This window comes from Curtobacterium sp. MCBD17_028, assembly GCF_003234875.1.
Lineage (GTDB): Bacteria > Actinomycetota > Actinomycetes > Actinomycetales > Microbacteriaceae > Curtobacterium.
On the sequence record NZ_QKTQ01000001.1, the window covers coordinates 408227 to 428272 of the forward strand.

Consider the following 20046-nt stretch of genomic DNA (forward strand, 5'->3'; position numbering starts at 1 on the left):
GTCAGCCGCGCACCTGGGCGTCGAGCGGCACCTGCGCCGCCGCGGCGACCGAGCGGACGACCTCGCGCAGTGCGTCGTCGTGGAGCGCCACCGAGAACCCGACCACCCGCCGGTACACCGGGAGGTCCACGGTCGTCCAGCGTCCGCCGCTGTCGACCACGACCCGGAGCGCCTCGACCGTGCCGACGCCGTAGCGGTTGGCGGAGGACGTGGTCCCCGTGCCCACCTGACCGACCGCGGCGCGCGGGACCCCGAGGAGGAGCGTCGGCGTCCCGCCACCGACGTACAGGCCGATCCCGTGCTGGTCGGCGACGAGCGTCCCCGCCGCGCTCCGCGGCGCCCGCCGCTCGGGTCGCACGCCGAGGAGGCCCGCGGCGCGGTCGACCTCGGCCGCGGTGCCGCGCTTGACGAGGACGGGGGCCGTGAACGCACCGGGGTGCCGCTCGGCGAGCACCCGCTCACGGGCGCGGGTGCGGGCGTGCTGCACGGCGAGGACCACCTCGATGAGGACGAACACCCCGAGCGCGATGACGAGGAGGCTCTCGACGATCCCGACGGTCGACATGCCGTCCTCGTGCTCCCGGTACGCGAGGAACCCGAAGCGGAGCGCCGCGTACGCCACCACGAGCACGATCCCGACGATGCCACCCCGACGTCTGCGCATGTGGACACCCTAAGCCGCTGTCCACAGGGGCGCCGCGCCCCCGTTCGGGCCTCCCGTGGCCGGGCTAGTCTCGACCCGTGAGCAGCCCTGGATCCGATCCCGCGCCCGTCCGCGTCGAGCGCCCCGCGCCGGGCGTCGTCGTCGCCACACTCGACCGACCCGACGCCGGCAACGCGCTGGACGTCGCGATGGTCCAGGCGCTCGAGGACCTGGCGGACGCGGTCCGTGCCGACGTCGACGTCCGGGTCCTGGTGATCGGCGCCTCGGGATCCGCGTTCAGCCTGGGGTACGACGTCGCCGAGTCCGCGGACCGCACGGACGCGACCGTCCCGGACGACCTCGACCGACAGGAGCGCACCGCGGACGCACTCGCGGCGATCCGCGCCCTCCGCGTGCCCGTGGTCGCCGCCGTGGCCGGACCGGCCGCCGGGACGGGTCTGGCACTCGCACTCGTCGCCGACATCCGGCTCGCCGGACCCGACGCGGTGTTCCAGGCGTCGTTCACCGCACTCGGCACCTCCGCCGGCGAGTACGGCGTGTCGTGGCTGCTCCCCCGGCTGGTGGGTCCCGCGGTCGCGGCGGACCTCGCGTTCACCGCCCGCGCGGTCGACGCCGACGAGGCCGCCGCCCTGCGTCTCGTGAACCGGGTCGTGCCGGACGTCGACGCCGCCGCGCTCGAGCTGGCGCGGACGATCGCCGCGAACTCCCCCGCGGGCGTCCGACTGTCGAAGCGCGCGATGCAGGCCAACCTCGAGGTCCCGTCGTACGACGCGGCGCTCGAGCTCGAGAACCGCGGCCAGACCCTGCTCACCCGGACCTCCGACATGGCGGAAGCGCTCGAGGCGTTCCTCGAGAAGCGCCAGGCGTCGTTCTCGAACCGATGACGCCGAACTCCACCGAACGCACGACCGGCAGCACCGTCGCTGGTGACAGCACGGGCCTGCCGACGGTCCCGGACGGAAACGGCACGCCCGGCAGCGGCGCGACCGGCTCCGGACACGCGCACCCCTGGCAGGGCATCCGTCTCGAGCACCTCGACGCCGGTGTCAGCCGCCTGGTCATCGACAACGCCACGCGGATGAACGCCGTGGACGCCGACGTCTTCCGCGAGATCGGGGAGGCCGCGCGGCACCTGCGGCGCGACGGCACGCGCGCGCTCGTGCTCACGGGCGCCGGCGACCGCGCGTTCTGCGCCGGGTACGACCTCGCCGCGCTCCCGGCCCTGCGCGCGACGACGGTCCCGGCGTTCCTCGACATCGAGGACACCGCGAGCGAGGCCGTCCAGGCGCTCCACGACCTGCCGTTCCCGGTCGTCGCCGCGGTGAACGGCGCTGCGTCCGGCGGTGGCCTGTCCCTGGCGCTCGCGGCCGACGTGCGGCTCGGTGTGCGGCGTGCCTCCTTCAACGCGGCGTTCGTCAAGGTCGGCTTCTCGATCGGCGAGCTCGGGACGTCGTGGATGCTCCCCCGCGTCGTCGGCCCCGGCATGGCCGCCGAGCTGGCGTTCACCGGTCGGGTCGTCCGTTCGGACGAAGCCCTGGCGATCGGGCTGCTCGACCGGATCGTCGACACGACCGCCGACGACGCCGTGGCCGCGTTGCAGGCCGAGGCCGTCGCACTCGCCACGGCGTACGCGGCCCCCGACCGCCGTGGCACGCGCATCGGCAAGCGATCGCTCGGGAGGGCCGGGGAGACCCCGTCGTACGAGGTCGCGGTCCGGCAGGCGTTCGGGGACCGGGCGTGAGCGCTGCGGCGAGCGACGGGGCGGACGTGCTCCGGGCCTCCGGAGCGTTGCTGCCGACGGATGACCTGCGGCACCGACCGGCACCCGGGGCGCGCATGCGGGACAGCGTCTTCTACCAGACGGTGCTGCCCGAGGAACGACTGGCGGTGCAGGTGTACCTGTTCGTCACGGGCACAGGGGCGGCGGGTTACAACGTGGCGGTGTGGGGCGACACCGCGCCGACCGTGCGCGAGTTCGGCGGCGGGCGCGTGGCCGAGGCGATGGACCTCGACGACTTCACCGTCGGCGGTCTCACGGTCCGGCACCGGGATCCGCTGCGCACGGCTGACGTCGTCGTGCGGACGGACCGCATCGAGCTCGACCTGACGTTCACGGCCCTGCACGAGGCCTTCAGCTTCCGCGACGCCCCCGACGGCCTGCCGTCCTGGTTCGCGGAGGACCGCATCGAGCAGACCGGTGCCGTCCGTGGCCATGTGCGCGCGGACGACCACGCGTTCGAGCTCGGGCCGATCGGGCACCGCGACCACTCGTGGGGCCTGCGGGACTGGCGTGCGCCCCAGCACTGGAAGTGGCTCGTGGCGTACACGCCCTCCGGGCGCGCGGTGAACGGGTGGACGTGGATCGCCGCCGGGCGGTGGGGGTTCGCCGGGTACGTCCTGCGGGACGGCCGGCCGGTGCCCGTGTCGCGCATCGAGGACGACACGACCTACGGCGCTGGGTACGAGCAACGCCGACTCCACGCGGTCCTGCACGACGTCGAGGGCGGCACGACGACGCTCGACCTCGACGTCTTCGGCGTGCTGCACCTGCCCGACGAGCGGACCGGGACGACCGTGCTCGAGGGCGGGTGCGTGGCGCGCATCGACGGCGAGCGGGGCGCTGGGCAGTTCGAGGTCGAGTGGCCGACGGACTACTTCGCCCACCTGCGTGGGGACGACGCGTGAGCGACGGTGCGACCGCCGGGACCACCGGCGCGGGAACCGGGACCGCCGTCGACGCGACGACGACCGCGGCCCTCGGGCGGTGGCTCGCCGACGCCGGTCTGACCGACTCGCGCGTGTCGGTGCGGCCGATCGGCGACGGCCACGCCAACGTCACCTGGCTCGTCGAGGACGACGCCGGGCAGCGCGTCGTGGTCCGACGCCCACCCCCACCGCCGACGCCCCCCGGCGCGAACGACGTCCTCCGCGAGGCCCGCGTGATCGCGGCGGTGGGCAGCAACGCCGGCGGATCGGTACCCGTGCCGCGCGTGCTCGCGACGGCCGACGCCGGCACGGTGCTCGACGTGCCGTGCTTCGCCATGTCGTACGTGGCGGGTCCGGTGGTCACGACGGACCTGCCCGAGGGGCTGTCGACACCCGCCGCCCGCGCCGCACTCGCCGACGACCTCGTGGACCGGCTGGCCGCGCTGCACCGCCTGCCGTGGGACACGCTCGGGCTCCGCGGCCGACCCGACGGCGCGAACCTCCGGCAGCGGGACCGCCTCGCACGACTCGTCGCCGAGCCCGACGGCTCCCCGCCCGACGCCTTCGCCGACGTCGACGCGTGGTTGGTCGAGCACGCGCCGGCCGAGTCGGGGGCCGCGTTGGTGCACAACGACTACCGACTCGGGAACCTGCTGCTCGCGCCGGACGCCCCGCGGGTCGCGGCCGTGCTCGACTGGGAGCTCGCCGCCGTCGGCGATCCCCTCGTGGACCTCGGGTACCTCGTCGCGTCCTGGTCCGGGCCCGGGGGCCCGTCGACGCCCGTGCAGGAACTCGGCGCGGCGAGCAGTGCGCCCGGGTTCCCCGACGCTCGCACGCTCGTGGCGCGGTACGCCGATGCGACCGGCGCTCCCCTCGACCACCTCCGGTGGTACGTCGTGCTCGCGAACTGGAAACTCGCGGTGCTCTACGAGTACAGCCGCCGCCGCCACGAGCGCGGGGACGGCGACCCGTACTACGCGGGTACGGGCAAGGTCAGGGCCTTCCTGAGGGCCGCGGACGCCGCGCGCACCGAGCCGCTGACCTGACGCGGCGCGCGCGAGCGGCCGCGCCGCACGAGTCGCCCCCCGTCGGTGCCGCGCCGGCTGCAGCCATCCGCCGCGACGCCCGTCACACCGGCCACACCTCGTGCCGCCACGCGGCGTCCCAGAACATCCACTCGTAGCGCGACGCCGTGGTGAAGGCCTGTCGCATCTGCTCGACCTGGTGGGCGGAGGCTGCATCCGCGGCACGGTCGACCACGTCGCGGGCCTCGGCGGTGACCGCGGCGAAGCCCGGATCCCCGTAGGTCCCGATCCAGTCCCCGTACGGATGGCCGTCGAGGTCGCCCACGCGGTGCCGCAACCGGCGTCCGACGTCGTCGTAGAGCCAGAAGCACGGCAGCACACCCGCGACGATCACCGGGTACGACGACGACGCCGTGAGCGACAGCAGGTACGACGTGTACGCGACGCAGGTCGGTGACGGGGCCACCGAGGAGCCGTCCACACCGTGCGAGGCGTGCAGCTGCCGCTCGACGGCGACCGCGTTCGCGGCGGCGTTGCTCCAGAAGGCGAGGTCAGCGGCGGCGTCGGCTCGAGTCGCCGCGGCGGCCAGGACCCTCGCGTACGCCCCCAGGTACGCCGCGTCCTGCTCGAGGTAGTGGAGGAACGTCGCCCTCGGGAGGGAACCGCGCTCGAGCGCCACGAGGAACGGGAGCGCGTCCACCGCATCGCGGATCGGCGCCACGGTCTCCCAGACCTCGTCCGTGAAGCTCATCGCTCGTCCCACAGGTGCACGAAGTGGTGGACAGGGCCGTGGCCCTGTCCGACGTCGAGCACGTCGGCGCCCGCGAGCGCGTCCTGCAGCCAGGACCGGCCGTCACGGACCGCCTCCGCCCACGAACCCCGTCGCGGCCGCAGTGCCGCGACCGCCGAGGACAGGCTGCACCCCGTGCCGTGGGTGTTCTCCGTCGGGATCCTCGGGCTCCGGAGGCACTCGACCCCCGACGCATCGGCGAGGACGTCGACCACCTCGTCACCGGTGTCGAGGTGTCCGCCCTTGAGGAGCACGCGACGAGCACCGCGGCGCACGAGTTCGCGTGCCTGGTCGCGCATCGCGTCGACGGACGTGGCGGGCGCCGTCGCGAGCAGCGCCGCGGCCTCCGGGATGTTCGGCGTGACGAGCGAGACGAGCGGCAGGAGCTCCGTCATGGCGTGGACCGCGTCGGGACGGAGCAGGAGGTCACCGCTCGTGGCGACCATCACCGGGTCGAGCACGACGACGTCGCACGGTGGCACCCGGAGGAACGCGGCGACCACGTCGATGGTCCCGGCGGTGGCGAGCATGCCGATCTTCACCGCGTCGACGCGGACGTCGTCGGTGAGCACACGCAGCTGCTCGGCGACGAAGGACGAGGGCACCTCGTGCACGCCGTACACGCCGGTGGTGCTCTGCGCGGTCAAGGCGGTCAGAACGGTCGTTCCGTACGCGCCGAGCGCGCTGAAGGTCTTCAGGTCCGCCTGGATCCCCGCCCCGCCGGACGGGTCACTGCCGGCGATGCTCAGGGCGACCGGTGGCCTCATCGGGCACCACTCCCCCAGGCAGCTCTGAGCGCGGACGTGGCTGCCGCGACGTCGGAGCGGCCGCAGATCGCACTGACCACGGCCATCCCCGCCGCACCGCTGGCCCGGACCGACGGCGCACGCGCGACGTCGACACCGCCGATGGCGACGCACGGCCAGGGGCTGGCATCGACCACGGCACGCAATCCGTCGAGTCCGCAGGGCTCGGCGGCGTCCGGCTTGGTGCTCTGCGGCCACACCGGACCGACGCCGAGGTAGTCGATGACGCCCGGCCCCATCGCCTCCGCGGCGTGCACGTGGGCGACGGTCTGGGCGGAGAGCCCGATGAGTGCGCTCGGTCCGAGCAGACGTCGTGCCAGCACCGGGTGCAGGTCGGACTGCCCCACGTGCGCGCCGTCGGCTCCGATGGCGCGCACGAGTGCGACCCGGTCGTCGACGAGCACGGGGACCCGCCCGCCGACGGCGGCGACGACCGCGCGGCCCATCGCGACGAACTCGTCGTCGGATGCATCGTGGTCTCGGAGCTGCACGGCCGTGACGCCGGCGCCCACGGCCTCCTGGACGGTGTCGGCGACACCCCTCACCCCGCACATCCGCGTGTCGGTGACGAGGTAGAGGGACAGGTCGGACGACCGGGAGCCGCTCACACGAGCCGGACCCGGTCCGCGACCTCGGCCGACGTGATCGAGGCGAGCTGGTCGAGCAACTGCACGGCGAAGGTGCCCGGCCCGCGGCTGAGCGGGGCGGCCTGCTCCGCGGCGACGGTGAGCACCGCCGTCGCCGCGGACGCGGCGAGCAGCGGTTCGGATCCCGTCGCCGCGAACGCGGCCATCAGCGCCCCCAGTGCGCAGCCGACCCCGGTGACCTGCGTCATCCAGGGGTGCCCGTTGCGGAGTCGGACGGTCCGGTCGCCGTCCGTGAGGTGGTCGGTGGGTCCGCTCACCGCGACGACCGTGTGGAAGCGGCGGGCGACCTCCTCCGCCGACCCGAGCGCCGCCTCCGGGCTGTCGGTCGCGTCCACGCCCTTGCCGCCCGCGCCGCCCGCGAGCGCCATGATCTCCGATGCGTTCCCGCGCACGATGGAGGGCCGGTGCTCGAGCAGGTCCATGGCGACGCCCGTGCGCCATCCCAGCCCGCCCGCGGCGACCGGGTCGAGGACCCACGGCGTCCCGTGCTCCGCGGCGCTGAGCACCGCCGCCGTCATCGCCTCGACGGTCGGCTCCTGCGGGGTGCCGAGGTTCACGAGCACGCCGCCCGCGGCCCCGGCGAACGGCCCGGCCTCCTCCGGGTTGTCGACCATGGCGGGCGCGGCGCCGACCGCGAGCAGCACGTTCGCCGTCCACTGTGCGACGACGATGTTCGTCAGGCACTGCACGAGTGGCGGGCGGTCGCGGAGACCGTCCAACGCCGCTGCGAGCGCCGACGGGTCGAGTGGGACAGATGGAGATGCCACGGATGACGTCCCTTCGCTAGTACTAACCAGATCAGGTTCGACGGGTCTGTTCTCAGCCTCGCTCGATGGAGGCACCCCGCGTCGCAGGCGAGTCTAGGGCCGTCGGACATTGGCGCACCCTGCTGTTAGCCTGACGAACGGCCGAAGATGAGCCGGACCACGACCGAGCGTCCCGTGCGAACCCGATCCGGACCCGACCCGTCTCCGAACCAGCAGCGGCACCACGTTGGAACAGGAGCACGATGTCAGCGAGCAGCGCCCTCGGGAACTACACGGCGGAGCAGGTCGAGCGGTACTACGCGAACGGCGACTGGCAGGACGGGGTCCTCATCGACATCGTCCGCGACCGTGCCGACGCCCACCCGGAGCGGACGTTCGTCACCGACGGCACGCTCACGCTGACGTACGGGCAGCTCCGCGAGGACGCCATCCGCCTCGCCGTCGGCCTGCGCGGCCTCGGCGTGGAACGGGGCGACCGCGTCGTCGTGCAGATGCCGAACTGGGCGGAGTTCGCCACGATCGTCGTCGCGCTCTCGCGGCTCGGCGCGATCCTCGTCCCCACGATGCCGATCTTCCGACACGACGAGGTCGGCTACGTCCTCGAGCACTCCGAGGCGAAGGTCGTGATCGGCCCGCACGTGTTCCACCGCTTCGACCACCTCGCCATGTTCACCGCGCTCAAGGACCGGATCCCGACCCTCGACCACGTCGTCGTCGCCCGGGCCGAGTACCCGGACGCGCTCGACGGCGCGATCGACCTCGCGTCGCTGGCGGCCGAGGGCGACCTCGACGAGCTCGACGCGTCGCTCGGTGACACCGCGGGCCCCGACGATGGCTGCCTCGTCGTCTACACCTCGGGCACCACGAGCCGCCCGAAGGGCTGCTTCCACACCTTCAACACCATCCACGCGGCCGCACGCCTGCTCAACGAGCGCCTGCACGTCGACGAGGGCGACGTGATGTTCAACCCGTCGCCCGTGAGCCACTCCACCGGGCTCATCACGGGCCTCCTCATGCCGCTCATGGTGGGGGGCGGCACCCACTTCATGCCCGTCTGGGCGCCGGACGAGGGCATCGAGCGCATCCGCGAGTACGGCTGCACGATCACCGTGACGTCGACGACGTTCCTGACGACCGTGATGGAGGCGTTCGACCCGGAGCGCCACGACCTCAGCTCGATGCGGTACTGGGTGTGTGCCGGCGCGCCGATCCCGGGTGCCGTCGTGCAGTCCGCGCGCGCGATGTTCCCGTCGTGCCAGATCCTCAGCCTCTACGGGCGGAGCGAGAACATGACGACCGCGTTGTGCGCACCCGAGGACGCCCCCGAGAAGTCCGTGCTCTCGGACGGCCGGGCCCTCGCGGACTCCGTCGTGAAGGTGGTCGACGAGAACGGCGTCGAGGTCCCCGCCGGCACGAGCGGCGACATCGCGTACCAGGGCCCGTCCCACATGCTCGGGTACTACCGCGATCCGGAGCAGACCGCCGCGCTGTTCACGCCCGACGGGTTCTCGTGCTCGGGCGATCTCGGCGTGATGGACGCGGACGGCTTCGTGCGGGTGAGCGGCCGCATCAAGGACATCATCATCCGCGGCGGCATCAACATCTCGTCGCGCGAGGTCGAGGACCTGCTCGGCGAGCACCCCGCGGTCCGCACCGTCGCCGTCGTCGCGATGCCGGACCCGCGGCTCGGCGAGCGCTCGTGCGCCTTCGTGGTGGTCGCCCCCGGTCACGACGAGCCCTCGTTGTCCGACCTGACCGACTTCCTCCGGAGCAAGCAGATCGCCGTGCAGAAGCTGCCGGAGCGCCTCGTGGTGATCGACGAGCTCCCGATGACCCCGGTCGGCAAGGTCCGCAAGAACGTGCTGCGCGACCGGATCGTGTCGATGCTCGCCGAGGAGCAGCGCGGTGTGACGTCCTCCCAGGACTGACGGCTCCGCCGCGGCCGTCAGCGGCGTCGACGGCAAGCAGCGCCGCCGACGCCCGTCGACGCTGACGGCAGCCTCCCGGCCGCGGGGCGTTGGATGGGTCGATGGCCCTCCCCACCGCCGCGGACCCCGTCGCCCCGATGCTCGCCAAGGCCGTCCCGGACGTCCCCGCCGCGGACGCCGTGCCCGGGGGCCTCAGCTACGAGCCGAAGTGGGACGGCTTCCGCGGGATCGTATACCACGACGGCACGGACGTCGAGATCGGCAGCCGCGGGTCGAAGACGCTCACCCGGTACTTCCCGGAGCTCGTGGCGGTGTTCCGTGACCAGCTGCCGGGGCCGTGCGTGCTCGACGGCGAGATCGTCGTGCGGACCGGCGAACCGGGCGCGGAGCGGCTGGACTGGGACGCCCTGACGCAGCGGATCCACCCCGCCGCGTCCCGGATCCGGAAGCTCTCGGTCGAGACCCCCGCTGCCTTCGTGGCGTTCGACCTGCTCGCGTTCGAGGACCGGGACCTGCGGGACCTGCCGTTCGCCGAGCGCCGCGTGGCACTCGAGGAACTCGGTCGCGCGTTCGAGGACCCGCTGTTCGTGTCCCAGCGCACGCTCGACGTCGAGGAGGCCCGCCGCTGGCTGGTCGAGTTCGAGGGGGCGGGACTCGACGGTGTCGTCGCGAAGCCCCTCGCCGGGCCGTACGCGCCGAACAAGCGCACGATGCTCAAGGCGAAGCACCACCGCACCGCCGACGTCGTCGTGGTCGGCTACCGCGTCCACAAGTCGGGCGAGGGCGTGGGGTCCCTGCTGCTCGGCCTGTACGACGCGGACGGCGAGCTGCGCATGGTCGGCGGCGTCTCCGCCTTCTCGGACGCCCGACGGCGGGAACTCGTCACCGAACTGGATCCGCTGGTCCGGCGGGACGCGGACGGGAGGCCCGTCACCGGCGCCACCGAACGCAGCCGGTTCGCCTCGGGGCGCGACACCTCGTTCGTCGAGCTCGAGCCGGAGCGCGTCGTCGAGGTGCGGTACGACCAGATGGAGGGCGACCGGTTCCGCCACACGGTGCAGTTCGACCGGTGGCGGCCCGACCGGAACGCGCGGTCCTGCACCTTCGAGCAGCTCGAGCAGCCGATCGCCTACGACCTCAGCAGCGTGCTGCGCTGATCCCGTGGGCGCTTGGGACCTCGTCGAGCGGGGACGTCCGCGTGGCCGCGACGGCCTGTGGTCCGACCGCGCGCCCGGACGGCTCACGATCCCGCGTCCGGGCGCGGCGACCCTCGTCGTGCTCGGCGGCTACGCGGTGTCGCGGGTGCTCGCGACCGGCCTGCTGCTCACCGCCTGGATCGTGAGCGGCGGCGTCCACGACGCACACGCGACCCTCCGGGCTCCAGGCGGGTTCGGCGGGTTCCTCACGGCCTGGGACGGCGCCTGGTACCGGCGGATCGCCCTGCACGGCTACCCGTCGGACCTGCCCGTGACGGGCGGTGCTGTGCAGAAGAGCGTGTGGGCGTTCCTCCCGGTGTACCCGGCCGTGGTGCGCGCGCTCATGTCGCTGACCTCGCTCGGATACGCACCGGCCGCGGTGACCGTGTCGGTGGTGGCGGGCGGCGCGGCCACGGTCGTCCTGCACCGGCTGCTCGCGGAGCGGTTCGGCAGCCGTCCGGCGATGTGGGGCGCGCTGTTCTTCGCGTTCGGACCGCTCGGGTTCCTGTTCCAGGTCGCGTACGCCGAGTCCCTGTTCCTCGCGCTCGTGTTCGCCGCACTCCTGGCGGTGCTCCGGGGCCGGCCGCTCGTGGCGATGCCGTTCGCGGTGGCCGCGGCGTTCACGCACCCCGGTGCCCTCGCGGTGCCGGTCGCCCTCGCGGCGGTGTGGGTGGCGTCACTCGTGCGTCGACGGCCGCTGCCGCTCCGGACGCACCTCGCGGTGGTCGCGTCCGGTCTCGTGACCGCGGCGGCAGGACTCGCGTGGCCGGTCGTCGTGACGCTCGTCACCGGCCGCGGCGACGGCTACGTGGCCACGGAGACCGCCTGGTGGCGGGACTACATCGGGGACGCCGCCGCGGTGTTCCGCCCGCTGACGCCGTGGTTCCTGTTCGCGGAACGGCTCGTCGGCGGCTGGGGCGTGCCGATCGTCGTACTGCTCCTCGTCGCCGTCGGCTGGTGTCTGGCGTTCCGGAGTCGTGCACTCGGCGTCGGGATCGGGGCGTTCGTCGTCGCGTACGTCGCGTACCTGGTCGCGGTGTTCCTGCCGCAGCAGAGCACCTTCCGCATGTTGCTGCCGCTGTCCCCGGTGCTCGGGACCCCTGCGCTGTCCGCCTCACCGCGTCGCGCGACGGCGACGTTGGTCGTCGGCATCGCGGTCCAGCCGATCGCGATCTGGGCGCTCTGGGTCGCCTGGCCACCCTGACCCGCGGTTCCCGACCGGACTGTCCCGTTCACGCGGCTGTCCCCATGAGGAGGTGCAGGGTTCACCCAGCGATGCGACGATCAGCGGGTCGAGGACGCCGATCAGGGCCCACCGAGTCGCCTGGCCCCGGGGGAAACAAACCGACTGTCCGAATTCCGCACAGTTCTCCTCCATAGTTAGGCGAACTAGTAACTCCGTGCCACAGTTGTTCCAGGTCGGAGATAGTCTCCGAACCGAACGAGTTCCCGGGCACCGCCCTTCGAGAACAGGACCACCATGAGCACGCATCTCCTCCCCGTCCGTCACACGGCGCAGCGCAGCCCGTTCACGGAGATCCGGGAGGCGCGGCACCAGCGCGCACTCGTCGCCAGCGCGACCGTGACCGGCATCGTCAGCGTCACCGTCGCGAGCCTCGCGCTCGTCACCCTCGGGCTCGGCGCGTGAACGCCCCCGCCATCGTCACGCCGCTCATCGAGCGCGCCGCCGCTCCGGCACCGACGACCACCTGGGCCCTCGCGGACGAGGGCCTCTGGGTCGCGACGCACGCCGGGTACTTCGGCGGCACCATCGACCAGCACGGCGCGCACCACTACGCGATGGACACCTTCGGGCGCTACGTCGGGGACTTCGCGACGCTCGACCTCGCGAAGCAGCACCTCATCGAGCACATGACCACGCTCTTCGGCACGGAAGGAATGGCAGCATGAACGGCATCGACGGCATCAGCGACGCGCACCGCGGGACGTGGTCGCGCTTGACCCGCCTCCACACGGCGAGCGCGGGCCTCCCGACGCAGACCAAGCGAACCGAGGACGGGCGCACCGCACGCGACGAGGCAGCGCTCGGCCTGTAGGAACTGATCGGCCGCAGCCCAGATCGCACAACGCGCCGCTCACCTCCGGGTGCAGCGGCGCGTTCTGCATTCTCGGCGCGGAGACGCGGCGCGTTCTGCGATCTCGGCCGGGGCGCGCGTCAGGCCTGCTGCTTGCGCGCCCGCGACGGCTGCACGCGGGGCGGCTCCCCCGGCATCTTCGGGTAGTCGGGCGGGAACGGCATCTCGCCCAGACCGGCAGCGAGGTCCCGCTCCCACCACGCCAGCAACGCGTCGATGCGGGCGGGCTGCGCGTGCATGTCCTCCCACGGGTCACCGACGGCGCGGAGTCGCTCCGGGATCGTGCGCACCGTGTGTGTCCGCGGGTCGGTCTCCGACAGTTCCTCCCATCGGAGCGGGGTCGAGACGGACGCGTGCGGGAGTGCTCGGGGGCTGTAGGCACCGGCGATCGTCCGATCCCGGTTCGCCTGGTTGAAGTCGACGAAGATCCGCTCGCCGCGCTCTTCCTTCCACCACGCGGTCGTCACCTGCTCCGGCATCCGCCGTTCGAGCTCGCGGGCGGCGGCGATCACCGCGTGCCGCACGTCGAGGAACTCCCACTCGGGCTCGATCGGCGCGTACACGTGCAGGCCGCGGTTCCCCGAGGTCTTGATCCACGCGGTCAACCCCGCTTCGTCGAGGACCTTCCGCAGCTCGAGCGCGGCGGGGACGGCGTCGTGGAAGTCGGTGCCCGGCTGCGGGTCGAGGTCGATCCGCAGCTGGTCCGGGAAGTCGCTCCGCTCGGCCCGTGACGCCCACGGGTGGAACACGACGGTGTTCATCTGCGCCGCCCACACCGCCGCGGCGGGCTCGTCGATGATCATCTGCGGGTGTGCGCGGGCGCTCGGGTAGGTCACGGTGACGGCGCGCACGAAAGCGGGTGCGCCCTTCGGCGGGTTCTTCGAGAAGAACTGCTCGCCGTCGACGCCCTCGGGGAACCGCTGGAGCGACACCGGCCTGTCCCCGTTCGCGCGCACGAACGCGTCGCCCACGGTGACGAGGTAGTGCGCGAGGTCGAGCTTCGTCAGCCCGAGCTGCGGCCACAGCACGCGTTCCGGACTCGAGATCCGGACCTCGCGGTCACCGGCCGGTCCGGGCACCGTCAGCACCGTCGCGTTGCTCGCCATCCGTGCAACCTACGCCGGCCGGCCGGGAGGCGCGGCACCGGCCCGCACACCGGCGTCGCTCCGGTCCCGCCCGTCCAGACCGCTTCCATCGAGTCGGCGGGCCGTCGCCCGGCGGGCCTCGGTCGCCGTCGCCCGACCGGCACCATGGACACCCGGCTCGTCTCGGTCTAGATTGCTAGCATGGTAGCCACCAGCGGGAACAAGGTGCAGTTCAACGTGTACCTGCCGGCCGAACTCGTCCGCGAGCTCAAGCACCGCGCCATCGACGAGGGGGTCTCGCTCTCGTCGCTCGTCGAACACGTGATGTCCACGTACCTGTCGGGTGCCGAGGCCGCCCCGACGGAGGGGGAACGGCCATGACGACCATCCGCAGCATCCTGTACACCGCCCACCCCGCCGCATGGCACGACCTCGCGACGGCGCTCGGGCTCCGACGGCACGATGCCCCCGTCGACGGCGACTGGACGGAGTTCGACGGCGACGGGGTCCTCGCCATCCGCGGCCTCGATGACGGGTCGGCCGACGACGGACGGGTCGATCTGCAGGTGCTGGTGGCGGACCTCCCGGCAGTGCGGCGCTCGCTCGAGGGCACCGGAGTCGCGGTCCGGACCACCACGCTCGCCGCCGGCGGGGAGCTGCTCGCCGTCGACGTCGCCGGTGCTCCCGTTACCATCACCACCGCGGACCGTGCAGCCGCCGGCGGCGCGACCAGCGTCATGCCCATCCGGTACGCGTCGTCGGTCGCGGACGCCGCACGCGTGTTCCGTGCGGGGGGTCTCCGACCCCGGATCGCGGCCGACGGCGGCGGATGGGCGGACTTCACCGCGGACGACGGCGGCCTCGCGGCCCTGCACCACGGGGAGGACGGCCGCACCGAGCTGTCGTTCGAGCACCGCGGCGACCTCGACGCACTCGCCGCACGTCTCCGCGCCGGCGGGTACGAGGCGGACGTGGTCGACGAGGCATACAACCGGACCGTCCTCGTGACCACGCCCGACGGCTGGCGACTGTGGGTCAACGGGGCCCAGGAGGACCTCCACGGGTACTCGCGTCAGGACTGAGCGCAGCCCCAGGCCGACCGCGGCCCGCTCGCCCTGCCCCGCGTCCGCTCGGTCCTCCCGCGAGATCGCAGAAGGTGTCGCTCCGGGTCCGGTCGAAGCGGCAACGACCGCGACCTCCGTGGGCTCCGGAGGCGGGTGGGCTTCGGAGCGGCCCGACCGCCCGTCTGGCAGTCCGGCCCCCTTGACTGGGCGGCGTCAGGGGATGGTGTTCCAGTGGTAGTCACCTCGAGCGTCCGCACCGTGGCCGCCGCACCGGTACGACGTCCCGGAGGCCGACTGAGCGACCTGCCCGACCTGACTCGACGAGCAGTAGGCACCCGGAGTGATAACCGCGCTCTGCGCCGGGGCGGGTGCCGGTGCCGGTGCCGGTGCCGGTGCCGGTGCGACGTACGTGCCCACGGAGGTCACCTGAGTCACGGGCGGTGTCGTCACGACCTGGCTGACCTCTGCGCGCCCGGTCTCGACGCCGTCCGTGTACGTGACGCGGTAGGTCGTGGTCCGGACTCCGTTGACGCCCGTGGTCGTGATCACCGAGGTGCCCTTGGCCCGCGTCGCGTCGTCGAGCGTCGTCGAAGCGAACGGGATCGCCGCGGTCGTGGTGACGAGCTTCGTCGTGACGATCGGAGTCGGCGTCGGGCTCGAGGAAGCGACCCGGTGTTCGCGCTCGTGCTCGTGCTGCACGGTGGACGCTGTCGAGGATGCGACGGCGTGCGGCTCGGACGTCGCTGCAGCACACCCCGCACCGACCACCAGCAGGACCGCTGCTCCGGCCGTCGCGACGGTCGCCCTCACCCGTCGGGACATCGTCTTCCAGGACATCACCACCCCCATGCTCGTCATCGCGCGGGACAAGTGTCGTCCCGCGAAAGGGGGACAACCACCCCCCGTACGAGGGTCACGAGATCGCAGCCGGTGTCGCTTCAATGGGGATCGAAGCGGCAACGACTGCGATCTCGATGAGGTGGGAAGCAGGACGGGGCGTGATGCCGCTCGCCAGTAGGCTGACGCGGTGACCGACACCCCCGCCACCCCGCTCCGGATCGCGCTCGTGTCGCTGCACACCTCCCCCGGGGACGAGCCCGGTTCCGGCGAGGTCGGTGGGATGAACGTCGTCGTGCGACACCAGGCCGAGGCGCTCGCGGACCTCGGGCATCGGGTCGAGATCGTCACCCGCCGGTCGTCACCGACGCAGCCGGACTCCGTCGAGATCGTCGCGGGCGTGTGCCTCCGGTTCCTGTCGGCCGGGCCCGCACAGCCGGTCCCGAAGGGCGAACACGACGCCTTCATCGACCCGTTCCGGGCGGGACTGGCGGAGCTCGGCCCGTACGACGTGTTCCACGCGCACCACTGGTTCTCGGGCATGGCCGCGCTGCCGGTGGCTCGGGAGCGCGGGGTCCCCCACGTGCAGTCCTTCCACTCGATCGCCGCCGACGCAGCGACTCCGCTGTCCGAGGGCGAGCGCCCCGAGTCGGCGGGCCGGATGGAGGGCGAGGCGTTCCTGGCGCGCGAGTCGGACGCCGTCGTCGCGATCAGCGAGGCCGAGGCCGACACCGTCCGCTCCCGGCTCGGCGCCGCAGCGGATCGGGTGGTCATCGTGCCACCCGGCGTCGACGGCTCCGTGTTCCGTCCGGCGAGCGCCGCGACCCGCGCCGCCGCCCACGACCGCCCCCGCTACGTCGTCGCGGCCGCGCGGGTGCAGCCCCTCAAGGGCCTCGACCTGGCGATCGCCGCGGTCGCCGCCGTTCCCGAGGCCGTTCGGCCGGACCTGGTGATCGCGGGCGATGCGTCGAGCGAGGCGACCGGATACGTCGAGGAGCTCCGCGCGCTCGCGGATCGACTCGGCATCGGGGACCGGGTCCGGTTCGTCGGTCCGCAGTCGCGCCCGGACCTGGCGATGCTGTTCCGCAACGCGGGACTCGTGCTCGTGCCGTCGCACTCCGAGACGTACGGTCTCGTCGCGCTCGAGGGCTCCGCGTCCGGCGTGCCCGTGGTCGCCGCCGCCGCGGGTGGCCTGCGCGAGGCGGTCGTGGACGGTGAGACCGGCGTCGTCGTGGAGTCGCGCGACCCGGAGGTCTGGGCGGGCGTCATCGCGACCGTCCTGACCGATCCGGCGCTCGCGGACCAGCTCGCCGCGGCGGGGCGGGAGCGCGCGGAGCGGCTCAGCTGGGAGCGGTCCGCCGAGGGGCTCGTCGAGACCTACCGGTCGGTGATCGCGCGCGTCGAGGAGCGCCGGCGCTCCGCGTCCGCGTGAGCGCCGTGCTCCGGCGAGCCGTCCGGGCGGCGCTCGTCGCCGGGGCCCTGTGCCTGCTGACCGGGTGCTCGGCGGTGAGCGGCGGCGTGCCTCCCGGCTCCGGCACCGGCGGCATCGGCGGGGCCGGCACCGCTGCTGCCGGCCCCGGCGCGGTGAGCGTGAGCGCTGCCGCGAGCGCGGGGACCGCCCCGGGTGCCGCCGACACCCCCTCCACGGCGGCGACGGGCACCGCCGCCGCCCTCCTGGCGACGCTGCCCGTCAAGGGCCGCGCCGCGGCGACCGGGTACGACCGCGTCGGCGACTTCGGCACCGCCTGGCTCGACCGCGACCACGACGGATGTGACACCCGCGACGACGTCCTGGCGCGCGATCTCACGGACGTCGAGCGCCCGGGAGGCTGCCGGGTGCTGTCCGGCACCCTCGTGTCGCCCTACACGGGAGCGGCGATCCGGTTCACGCGCGGCGCGACGACCTCGGCCGCCGTGCAGATCGACCACGTCGTGGCGCTCGAGGACGCCTGGCAGACGGGCGCGCAGCAGCTCGACCAGGAGGCTCGGGAGGACCTGGCGAACGACCCGGGCAACCTCCTGGCGGTCGACGGGCCGTCGAACGAGCAGAAGGGGTCCGGTGATGCCGCCACATGGCTGCCGCACGTCGTCGCGTTCCGGTGCTCCTACGTGGCCCGGCAGGTCGCGGTGAAGGCCGCGTACGGACTCTGGGTCACCCCAGCCGAACACGACGCGATCGCCCGGATCCTGGCGACCTGCCCGATGCAGCCCGCGGTCCGCACGGCGTTCTCGGCCCGACCGGGAGGCACGGCCGCCGCAAGCGGGTCGGGCGGCGCCGCCGTCGCCCCGGCTCCGGCGACTCCTGCGGCTCCCGGAGCGCCGGCTGCGACACCTGCCGGTCCGACGCCGGCACCGAGCTTCGCGAACTGTGCGGCGGTCCGGGCAGCCGGTGCGGCACCGCTCCACGTCGGCGACCCGGGGTACTCGCGCCAGCTCGACCGCGACGGCGACGGCACGGCCTGCGAGGACTGACCGCGGACGGCCCGTGCTACCCCTGACCGGCGAGGAGCTCGTCGATCCGCTCGAAGTCCTCGTCCATCCCGGCGTCGATCCCGCTCGCGAGGACGGCGTCGCAGGCCTCCTTCGAGGCGTGGGTCGAGGTGATCTCGAGCGCGGATCGCCCGCCCTCGAGGTCCACGAACCGCAGGGTCTCGAGCGTCACCCCGCTCTCGCCCTCGTACTCCCACGTGTGGACGATGCGACCCGGTACGACCTCGTGGTACGAGCCACGGAAGGCCCAGCCGTCGCCGTTCGCCGCCTCGACGACGTAGCGGAACGCACCACCGGTCACCGCGTCGAACCGGTCGAGCCGGACGGTGGTGCCGTGGGGCCCCATCCACCGGACGAAGCGCTCGGGATCGGTGTGGGCGCGTTGCACCGCGCTCGCGGATGCATCGAACTCGCGACGGTGTCGAACGCTCTGGTCGCCGACGCGGGTGTGCTCCGTCTCGGCCGGGCCGTGGGGGTCGTCCTGAGGCATCGGGGGTCCTTCCGGATTCGGCCGCGGCGGTGCGGCCGGGTTCGTCGTGCTCGTGTCAGCGCGCGGCAGCACCGTATTCGGGCTCGCGGTCGGACGTCAAGGACCGCGACGGTCGTGCTCGGCCGATGGTGCGAGCGGCAGGATGGGGACATGCCCCTCGACCTCGCCGCGTTCTGGTCGGCGCTCGACGCGGTCCCGGTGCCCGACGACGCCGAGGCGTTGTACGACGCGTCGGCAGAGGGCACGCTCCGACGCGGCAACCTCGACCGGTACCTGCGGCTGCTCGCCGACGCCGGATCGACCGTGCTGCTCGTCGCCGAGGCCCCCGGCTGGCGGGGCATGACGAACACGGGCCTGCCGTTCGTCAGCGTGCGGGAACTCGACGCGCGCCCGGGGATCGTGACCGGGGCCGCCGAGGGTGACGGCTTCGCGCGACCGCCGGCGCCGACCGCGCCGTGGGAGGCCTCCTCGCGGGTGGTCTGGGCCGCGCTCCGGGACTGGGCGGGGCCGCTGCCCGTCGCGTGGCCGGTGTACCCGCACCACCCGTTCGCCGCGCCCGACCGACGCACGAACCGGACGCCCCGACCGGCCGAGGTCCGAGCCGGCGCTCCCGCGACGCTCGCGCTGCTCGAGGCGCTGCGCATCGACCACGTCGTCGCCGTGGGGCGGAAGGCCCAGGGAGCGCTCGCCACCGCCGGCATCGACGCGGTCGCCGTCCGCCACCCCGCCCAGGGCGGCGCACGACAGTTCACGGACCAGCTCGCCGCGTTCTCCGCAGCCGTCCGCTGAGCCGGCCCGGATCAGGGCGCGGGACGGCTCGCGGACACGTCGCCTCCGCTCGCACCGTCGGCCGGGAGGAACGGGTACCGCCATCGGGACGTCGGCCCGTCCGGTGTCGCCCGCCACGTCACCGTCAGGGTCCGGTCCCGCGTCGCGGCGTCGGGGACGGCCCGGAACGCGAGGGACTCCCCCGCGGCGAGGTCCGCCGGCGGCTCGGACCCGACGACCGGCATGGTCGGGTCCGCCGTCAGACGCACGTCGAACGCGCTCGCCGTGCCGGTGTTCCGGAGGACGGCACCGCCGTCCGGCGCCGACGCGATCCGCCACGAGACGGACGGAGCCGGAGGGACCGACGCGGCACGGGCCTCCCGGCCGGCGTCCGACGGAGCGGGCGTGGACGGCGGACCCCCGCTCGGTCGTGCCAGGCGTTCGAGCGCGCCGGCGATGCGCTCGAGGGTGTCGATGGACAGCGCCGAGGTGCGCTCGGCCCGTTCGGCGCTCGCGGCGGCGGCGAGCCGGTCCTGCTCGGCAGCTCGACGGGCACGCTCGGCGGTCCGGGCGTCACGCTGCTGCTGCCGCGCGGTGTACACCCACGACACGACCACGCCGAGCAGCGCGACGACGGTCCCGACGACCTGGATCCACGTGTCGATGCCGCTCATGCCGACACCCTGC

General features: G+C 73.7%; 24 protein-coding genes and 1 riboswitch. Of the genes, 15 read left to right on the plus strand and 9 right to left on the minus strand.

Annotated features, from left to right (window positions below):
• Window position 1: 1 nt before the first annotated feature.
• Window positions 2-664 carry a hypothetical protein gene (locus tag DEI86_RS01870; RefSeq protein WP_111048651.1) on the minus strand — a complete coding sequence of 221 codons (663 nt, stop codon included), beginning with the start codon at window positions 662-664 and terminating at the stop codon, window positions 2-4.
• 77 nt (window positions 665-741) lie between these two features.
• On the opposite strand from DEI86_RS01870, the gene DEI86_RS01875 reads away from it, so the two are divergent.
• Genes DEI86_RS01875 through DEI86_RS01890 form a run of 4 tightly spaced genes read left to right on the plus strand, consistent with a single transcriptional unit; the run spans window position 742 to window position 4416 of the window.
• Window positions 742-1548: an enoyl-CoA hydratase/isomerase family protein gene (locus tag DEI86_RS01875; protein ID WP_111048652.1), complete on the plus strand. Its 807-nt coding sequence runs from the start codon at window positions 742-744 to the stop codon at window positions 1546-1548.
• The gene (locus DEI86_RS01880) at window positions 1545-2405 is read left to right on the plus strand and encodes an enoyl-CoA hydratase/isomerase family protein (protein ID WP_111048653.1); all 861 of its coding nucleotides are present in this window, start codon (window positions 1545-1547) and stop codon (window positions 2403-2405) included. The genes DEI86_RS01875 and DEI86_RS01880 overlap by 4 nt, the downstream gene beginning before the upstream one ends.
• A complete protein-coding gene (locus DEI86_RS01885; RefSeq protein WP_111048654.1) occupies window positions 2402-3349 on the plus strand; it encodes a hypothetical protein in 948 nt (315 codons plus the stop codon). Before DEI86_RS01880 ends, DEI86_RS01885 begins: the two co-directional genes overlap by 4 nt.
• Window positions 3346-4416, plus strand: coding sequence for a phosphotransferase family protein (locus DEI86_RS01890; protein ID WP_111048655.1), 1071 nt, complete (start codon window positions 3346-3348; stop codon window positions 4414-4416). The genes DEI86_RS01885 and DEI86_RS01890 overlap by 4 nt, the downstream gene beginning before the upstream one ends.
• 82 nt (window positions 4417-4498) lie before the next feature.
• Here the strand turns inward: DEI86_RS01890 and DEI86_RS01895 are convergent, their stop codons facing one another.
• The 4 genes from DEI86_RS01895 to thiM form a co-directional block, all read right to left on the minus strand.
• The gene (locus DEI86_RS01895) at window positions 4499-5146 is read right to left on the minus strand and encodes a TenA family protein (RefSeq protein ID WP_111048656.1); all 648 of its coding nucleotides are present in this window, start codon (window positions 5144-5146) and stop codon (window positions 4499-4501) included.
• On the minus strand, window positions 5143-5952 hold the full coding sequence (gene thiD, locus DEI86_RS01900) for a bifunctional hydroxymethylpyrimidine kinase/phosphomethylpyrimidine kinase (protein ID WP_111048657.1): 810 nt from the start codon (window positions 5950-5952) through the stop codon (window positions 5143-5145). The genes DEI86_RS01895 and thiD overlap by 4 nt, the downstream gene beginning before the upstream one ends.
• Entirely contained in the window at window positions 5949-6599 is a 651-nt protein-coding gene (gene thiE / locus DEI86_RS01905) for a thiamine phosphate synthase (RefSeq protein ID WP_375334612.1), read from the minus strand. Before thiE ends, thiD begins: the two co-directional genes overlap by 4 nt.
• The gene (gene thiM, locus DEI86_RS01910; RefSeq protein WP_111036082.1) at window positions 6596-7405 is read right to left on the minus strand and encodes a hydroxyethylthiazole kinase; all 810 of its coding nucleotides are present in this window, start codon (window positions 7403-7405) and stop codon (window positions 6596-6598) included. The genes thiE and thiM overlap by 4 nt, the downstream gene beginning before the upstream one ends.
• Window positions 7397-7494: riboswitch (TPP riboswitch) on the minus strand. It overlaps the preceding gene by 9 nt.
• A gap of 153 nt (window positions 7495-7647) precedes the next feature.
• On the opposite strand from thiM, the gene DEI86_RS01915 reads away from it, so the two are divergent.
• The 6 genes from DEI86_RS01915 to DEI86_RS16410 all read left to right on the plus strand — a co-directional run bounded on the left by DEI86_RS01915 (window position 7648) and on the right by DEI86_RS16410 (window position 12586).
• A complete protein-coding gene (locus DEI86_RS01915; RefSeq protein ID WP_111048658.1) occupies window positions 7648-9333 on the plus strand; it encodes an AMP-binding protein in 1686 nt (561 codons plus the stop codon).
• 101 nt (window positions 9334-9434) lie between these two features.
• Window positions 9435-10490, plus strand: a complete 1056-nt coding sequence (locus DEI86_RS01920; protein WP_111012673.1) for an ATP-dependent DNA ligase — start codon at window positions 9435-9437, stop codon at window positions 10488-10490.
• Between the two features lie 4 nt (window positions 10491-10494).
• The gene (locus DEI86_RS01925; protein WP_111048659.1) at window positions 10495-11733 is read left to right on the plus strand and encodes a hypothetical protein; all 1239 of its coding nucleotides are present in this window, start codon (window positions 10495-10497) and stop codon (window positions 11731-11733) included.
• A gap of 276 nt (window positions 11734-12009) precedes the next feature.
• Window positions 12010-12177 carry a hypothetical protein gene (locus DEI86_RS16405; RefSeq protein WP_181434666.1) on the plus strand — a complete coding sequence of 56 codons (168 nt, stop codon included), beginning with the start codon at window positions 12010-12012 and terminating at the stop codon, window positions 12175-12177.
• The gene (locus DEI86_RS01930; RefSeq protein ID WP_111026843.1) at window positions 12174-12440 is read left to right on the plus strand and encodes a hypothetical protein; all 267 of its coding nucleotides are present in this window, start codon (window positions 12174-12176) and stop codon (window positions 12438-12440) included. Before DEI86_RS16405 ends, DEI86_RS01930 begins: the two co-directional genes overlap by 4 nt.
• Entirely contained in the window at window positions 12437-12586 is a 150-nt protein-coding gene (locus tag DEI86_RS16410) for a hypothetical protein (protein WP_181434667.1), read from the plus strand. Before DEI86_RS01930 ends, DEI86_RS16410 begins: the two co-directional genes overlap by 4 nt.
• A gap of 119 nt (window positions 12587-12705) precedes the next feature.
• On the opposite strand, the gene ligD is transcribed toward DEI86_RS16410, so the two are convergent.
• Window positions 12706-13731: a non-homologous end-joining DNA ligase gene (ligD, locus tag DEI86_RS01935; protein ID WP_111048660.1), complete on the minus strand. Its 1026-nt coding sequence runs from the start codon at window positions 13729-13731 to the stop codon at window positions 12706-12708.
• A gap of 180 nt (window positions 13732-13911) precedes the next feature.
• On the opposite strand from ligD, the gene DEI86_RS01940 reads away from it, so the two are divergent.
• The gene (locus DEI86_RS01940; RefSeq protein ID WP_111048661.1) at window positions 13912-14091 is read left to right on the plus strand and encodes a CopG family transcriptional regulator; all 180 of its coding nucleotides are present in this window, start codon (window positions 13912-13914) and stop codon (window positions 14089-14091) included.
• Window positions 14088-14792: a hypothetical protein gene (locus tag DEI86_RS01945; RefSeq protein WP_111048662.1), complete on the plus strand. Its 705-nt coding sequence runs from the start codon at window positions 14088-14090 to the stop codon at window positions 14790-14792. The genes DEI86_RS01940 and DEI86_RS01945 overlap by 4 nt, the downstream gene beginning before the upstream one ends.
• A 195-nt stretch (window positions 14793-14987) precedes the next feature.
• Here DEI86_RS01945 and DEI86_RS01950 read toward each other — a convergent pair whose 3' ends face one another.
• Entirely contained in the window at window positions 14988-15611 is a 624-nt protein-coding gene (locus tag DEI86_RS01950; protein ID WP_258376434.1) for a G5 domain-containing protein, read from the minus strand.
• Between the two features lie 190 nt (window positions 15612-15801).
• Here DEI86_RS01950 and DEI86_RS01955 point away from each other — a divergent pair, with 190 nt between their 5' ends.
• Both DEI86_RS01955 and DEI86_RS01960 read left to right on the plus strand, forming a co-directional pair.
• Complete coding sequence (locus DEI86_RS01955; RefSeq protein ID WP_258376435.1) at window positions 15802-17043, plus strand: glycosyltransferase; 1242 nt, start codon at window positions 15802-15804, stop codon at window positions 17041-17043.
• Window positions 17040-18083 (plus strand): DUF1524 domain-containing protein, encoded by a 1044-nt coding sequence (locus tag DEI86_RS01960; RefSeq protein ID WP_111048663.1) that lies wholly within the window; start codon window positions 17040-17042, stop codon window positions 18081-18083. The genes DEI86_RS01955 and DEI86_RS01960 overlap by 4 nt, the downstream gene beginning before the upstream one ends.
• 16 nt (window positions 18084-18099) lie before the next feature.
• Here the strand turns inward: DEI86_RS01960 and DEI86_RS01965 are convergent, their stop codons facing one another.
• On the minus strand, window positions 18100-18591 hold the full coding sequence (locus DEI86_RS01965) for an SRPBCC domain-containing protein (RefSeq protein WP_111048664.1): 492 nt from the start codon (window positions 18589-18591) through the stop codon (window positions 18100-18102).
• A gap of 150 nt (window positions 18592-18741) precedes the next feature.
• Here DEI86_RS01965 and DEI86_RS01970 point away from each other — a divergent pair, with 150 nt between their 5' ends.
• Window positions 18742-19380 (plus strand): uracil-DNA glycosylase, encoded by a 639-nt coding sequence (locus DEI86_RS01970; RefSeq protein WP_111048665.1) that lies wholly within the window; start codon window positions 18742-18744, stop codon window positions 19378-19380.
• Between the two features lie 11 nt (window positions 19381-19391).
• Here the strand turns inward: DEI86_RS01970 and DEI86_RS01975 are convergent, their stop codons facing one another.
• The gene (locus DEI86_RS01975) at window positions 19392-20033 is read right to left on the minus strand and encodes a hypothetical protein (protein WP_111048666.1); all 642 of its coding nucleotides are present in this window, start codon (window positions 20031-20033) and stop codon (window positions 19392-19394) included.
• Window positions 20034-20046 lie beyond the last annotated feature (13 nt).

Coding starts and splice junctions, on each gene's coding strand:
- DEI86_RS01870 (WP_111048651.1), bottom strand. CDS start 664: ATGCGCAGACGTCGGGGTGGCATCGTCGGGATCGTGCTCGTGGTGGCG.
- DEI86_RS01880 (WP_111048653.1), top strand. CDS start 1,545: ATGACGCCGAACTCCACCGAACGCACGACCGGCAGCACCGTCGCTGGT.
- DEI86_RS01895 (WP_111048656.1), bottom strand. CDS start 5,146: ATGAGCTTCACGGACGAGGTCTGGGAGACCGTGGCGCCGATCCGCGAT.
- thiD (WP_111048657.1), bottom strand. CDS start 5,952: ATGAGGCCACCGGTCGCCCTGAGCATCGCCGGCAGTGACCCGTCCGGC.
- DEI86_RS01915 (WP_111048658.1), top strand. CDS start 7,648: ATGTCAGCGAGCAGCGCCCTCGGGAACTACACGGCGGAGCAGGTCGAG.
- DEI86_RS01920 (WP_111012673.1), top strand. CDS start 9,435: ATGGCCCTCCCCACCGCCGCGGACCCCGTCGCCCCGATGCTCGCCAAG.
- DEI86_RS16405 (WP_181434666.1), top strand. CDS start 12,010: ATGAGCACGCATCTCCTCCCCGTCCGTCACACGGCGCAGCGCAGCCCG.
- DEI86_RS16410 (WP_181434667.1), top strand. CDS start 12,437: ATGAACGGCATCGACGGCATCAGCGACGCGCACCGCGGGACGTGGTCG.
- ligD (WP_111048660.1), bottom strand. CDS start 13,731: ATGGCGAGCAACGCGACGGTGCTGACGGTGCCCGGACCGGCCGGTGAC.
- DEI86_RS01940 (WP_111048661.1), top strand. CDS start 13,912: ATGGTAGCCACCAGCGGGAACAAGGTGCAGTTCAACGTGTACCTGCCG.
- DEI86_RS01945 (WP_111048662.1), top strand. CDS start 14,088: ATGACGACCATCCGCAGCATCCTGTACACCGCCCACCCCGCCGCATGG.
- DEI86_RS01950 (WP_258376434.1), bottom strand. CDS start 15,611: ATGTCCTGGAAGACGATGTCCCGACGGGTGAGGGCGACCGTCGCGACG.
- DEI86_RS01965 (WP_111048664.1), bottom strand. CDS start 18,591: ATGCCTCAGGACGACCCCCACGGCCCGGCCGAGACGGAGCACACCCGC.
- DEI86_RS01970 (WP_111048665.1), top strand. CDS start 18,742: ATGCCCCTCGACCTCGCCGCGTTCTGGTCGGCGCTCGACGCGGTCCCG.
- DEI86_RS01975 (WP_111048666.1), bottom strand. CDS start 20,033: ATGAGCGGCATCGACACGTGGATCCAGGTCGTCGGGACCGTCGTCGCG.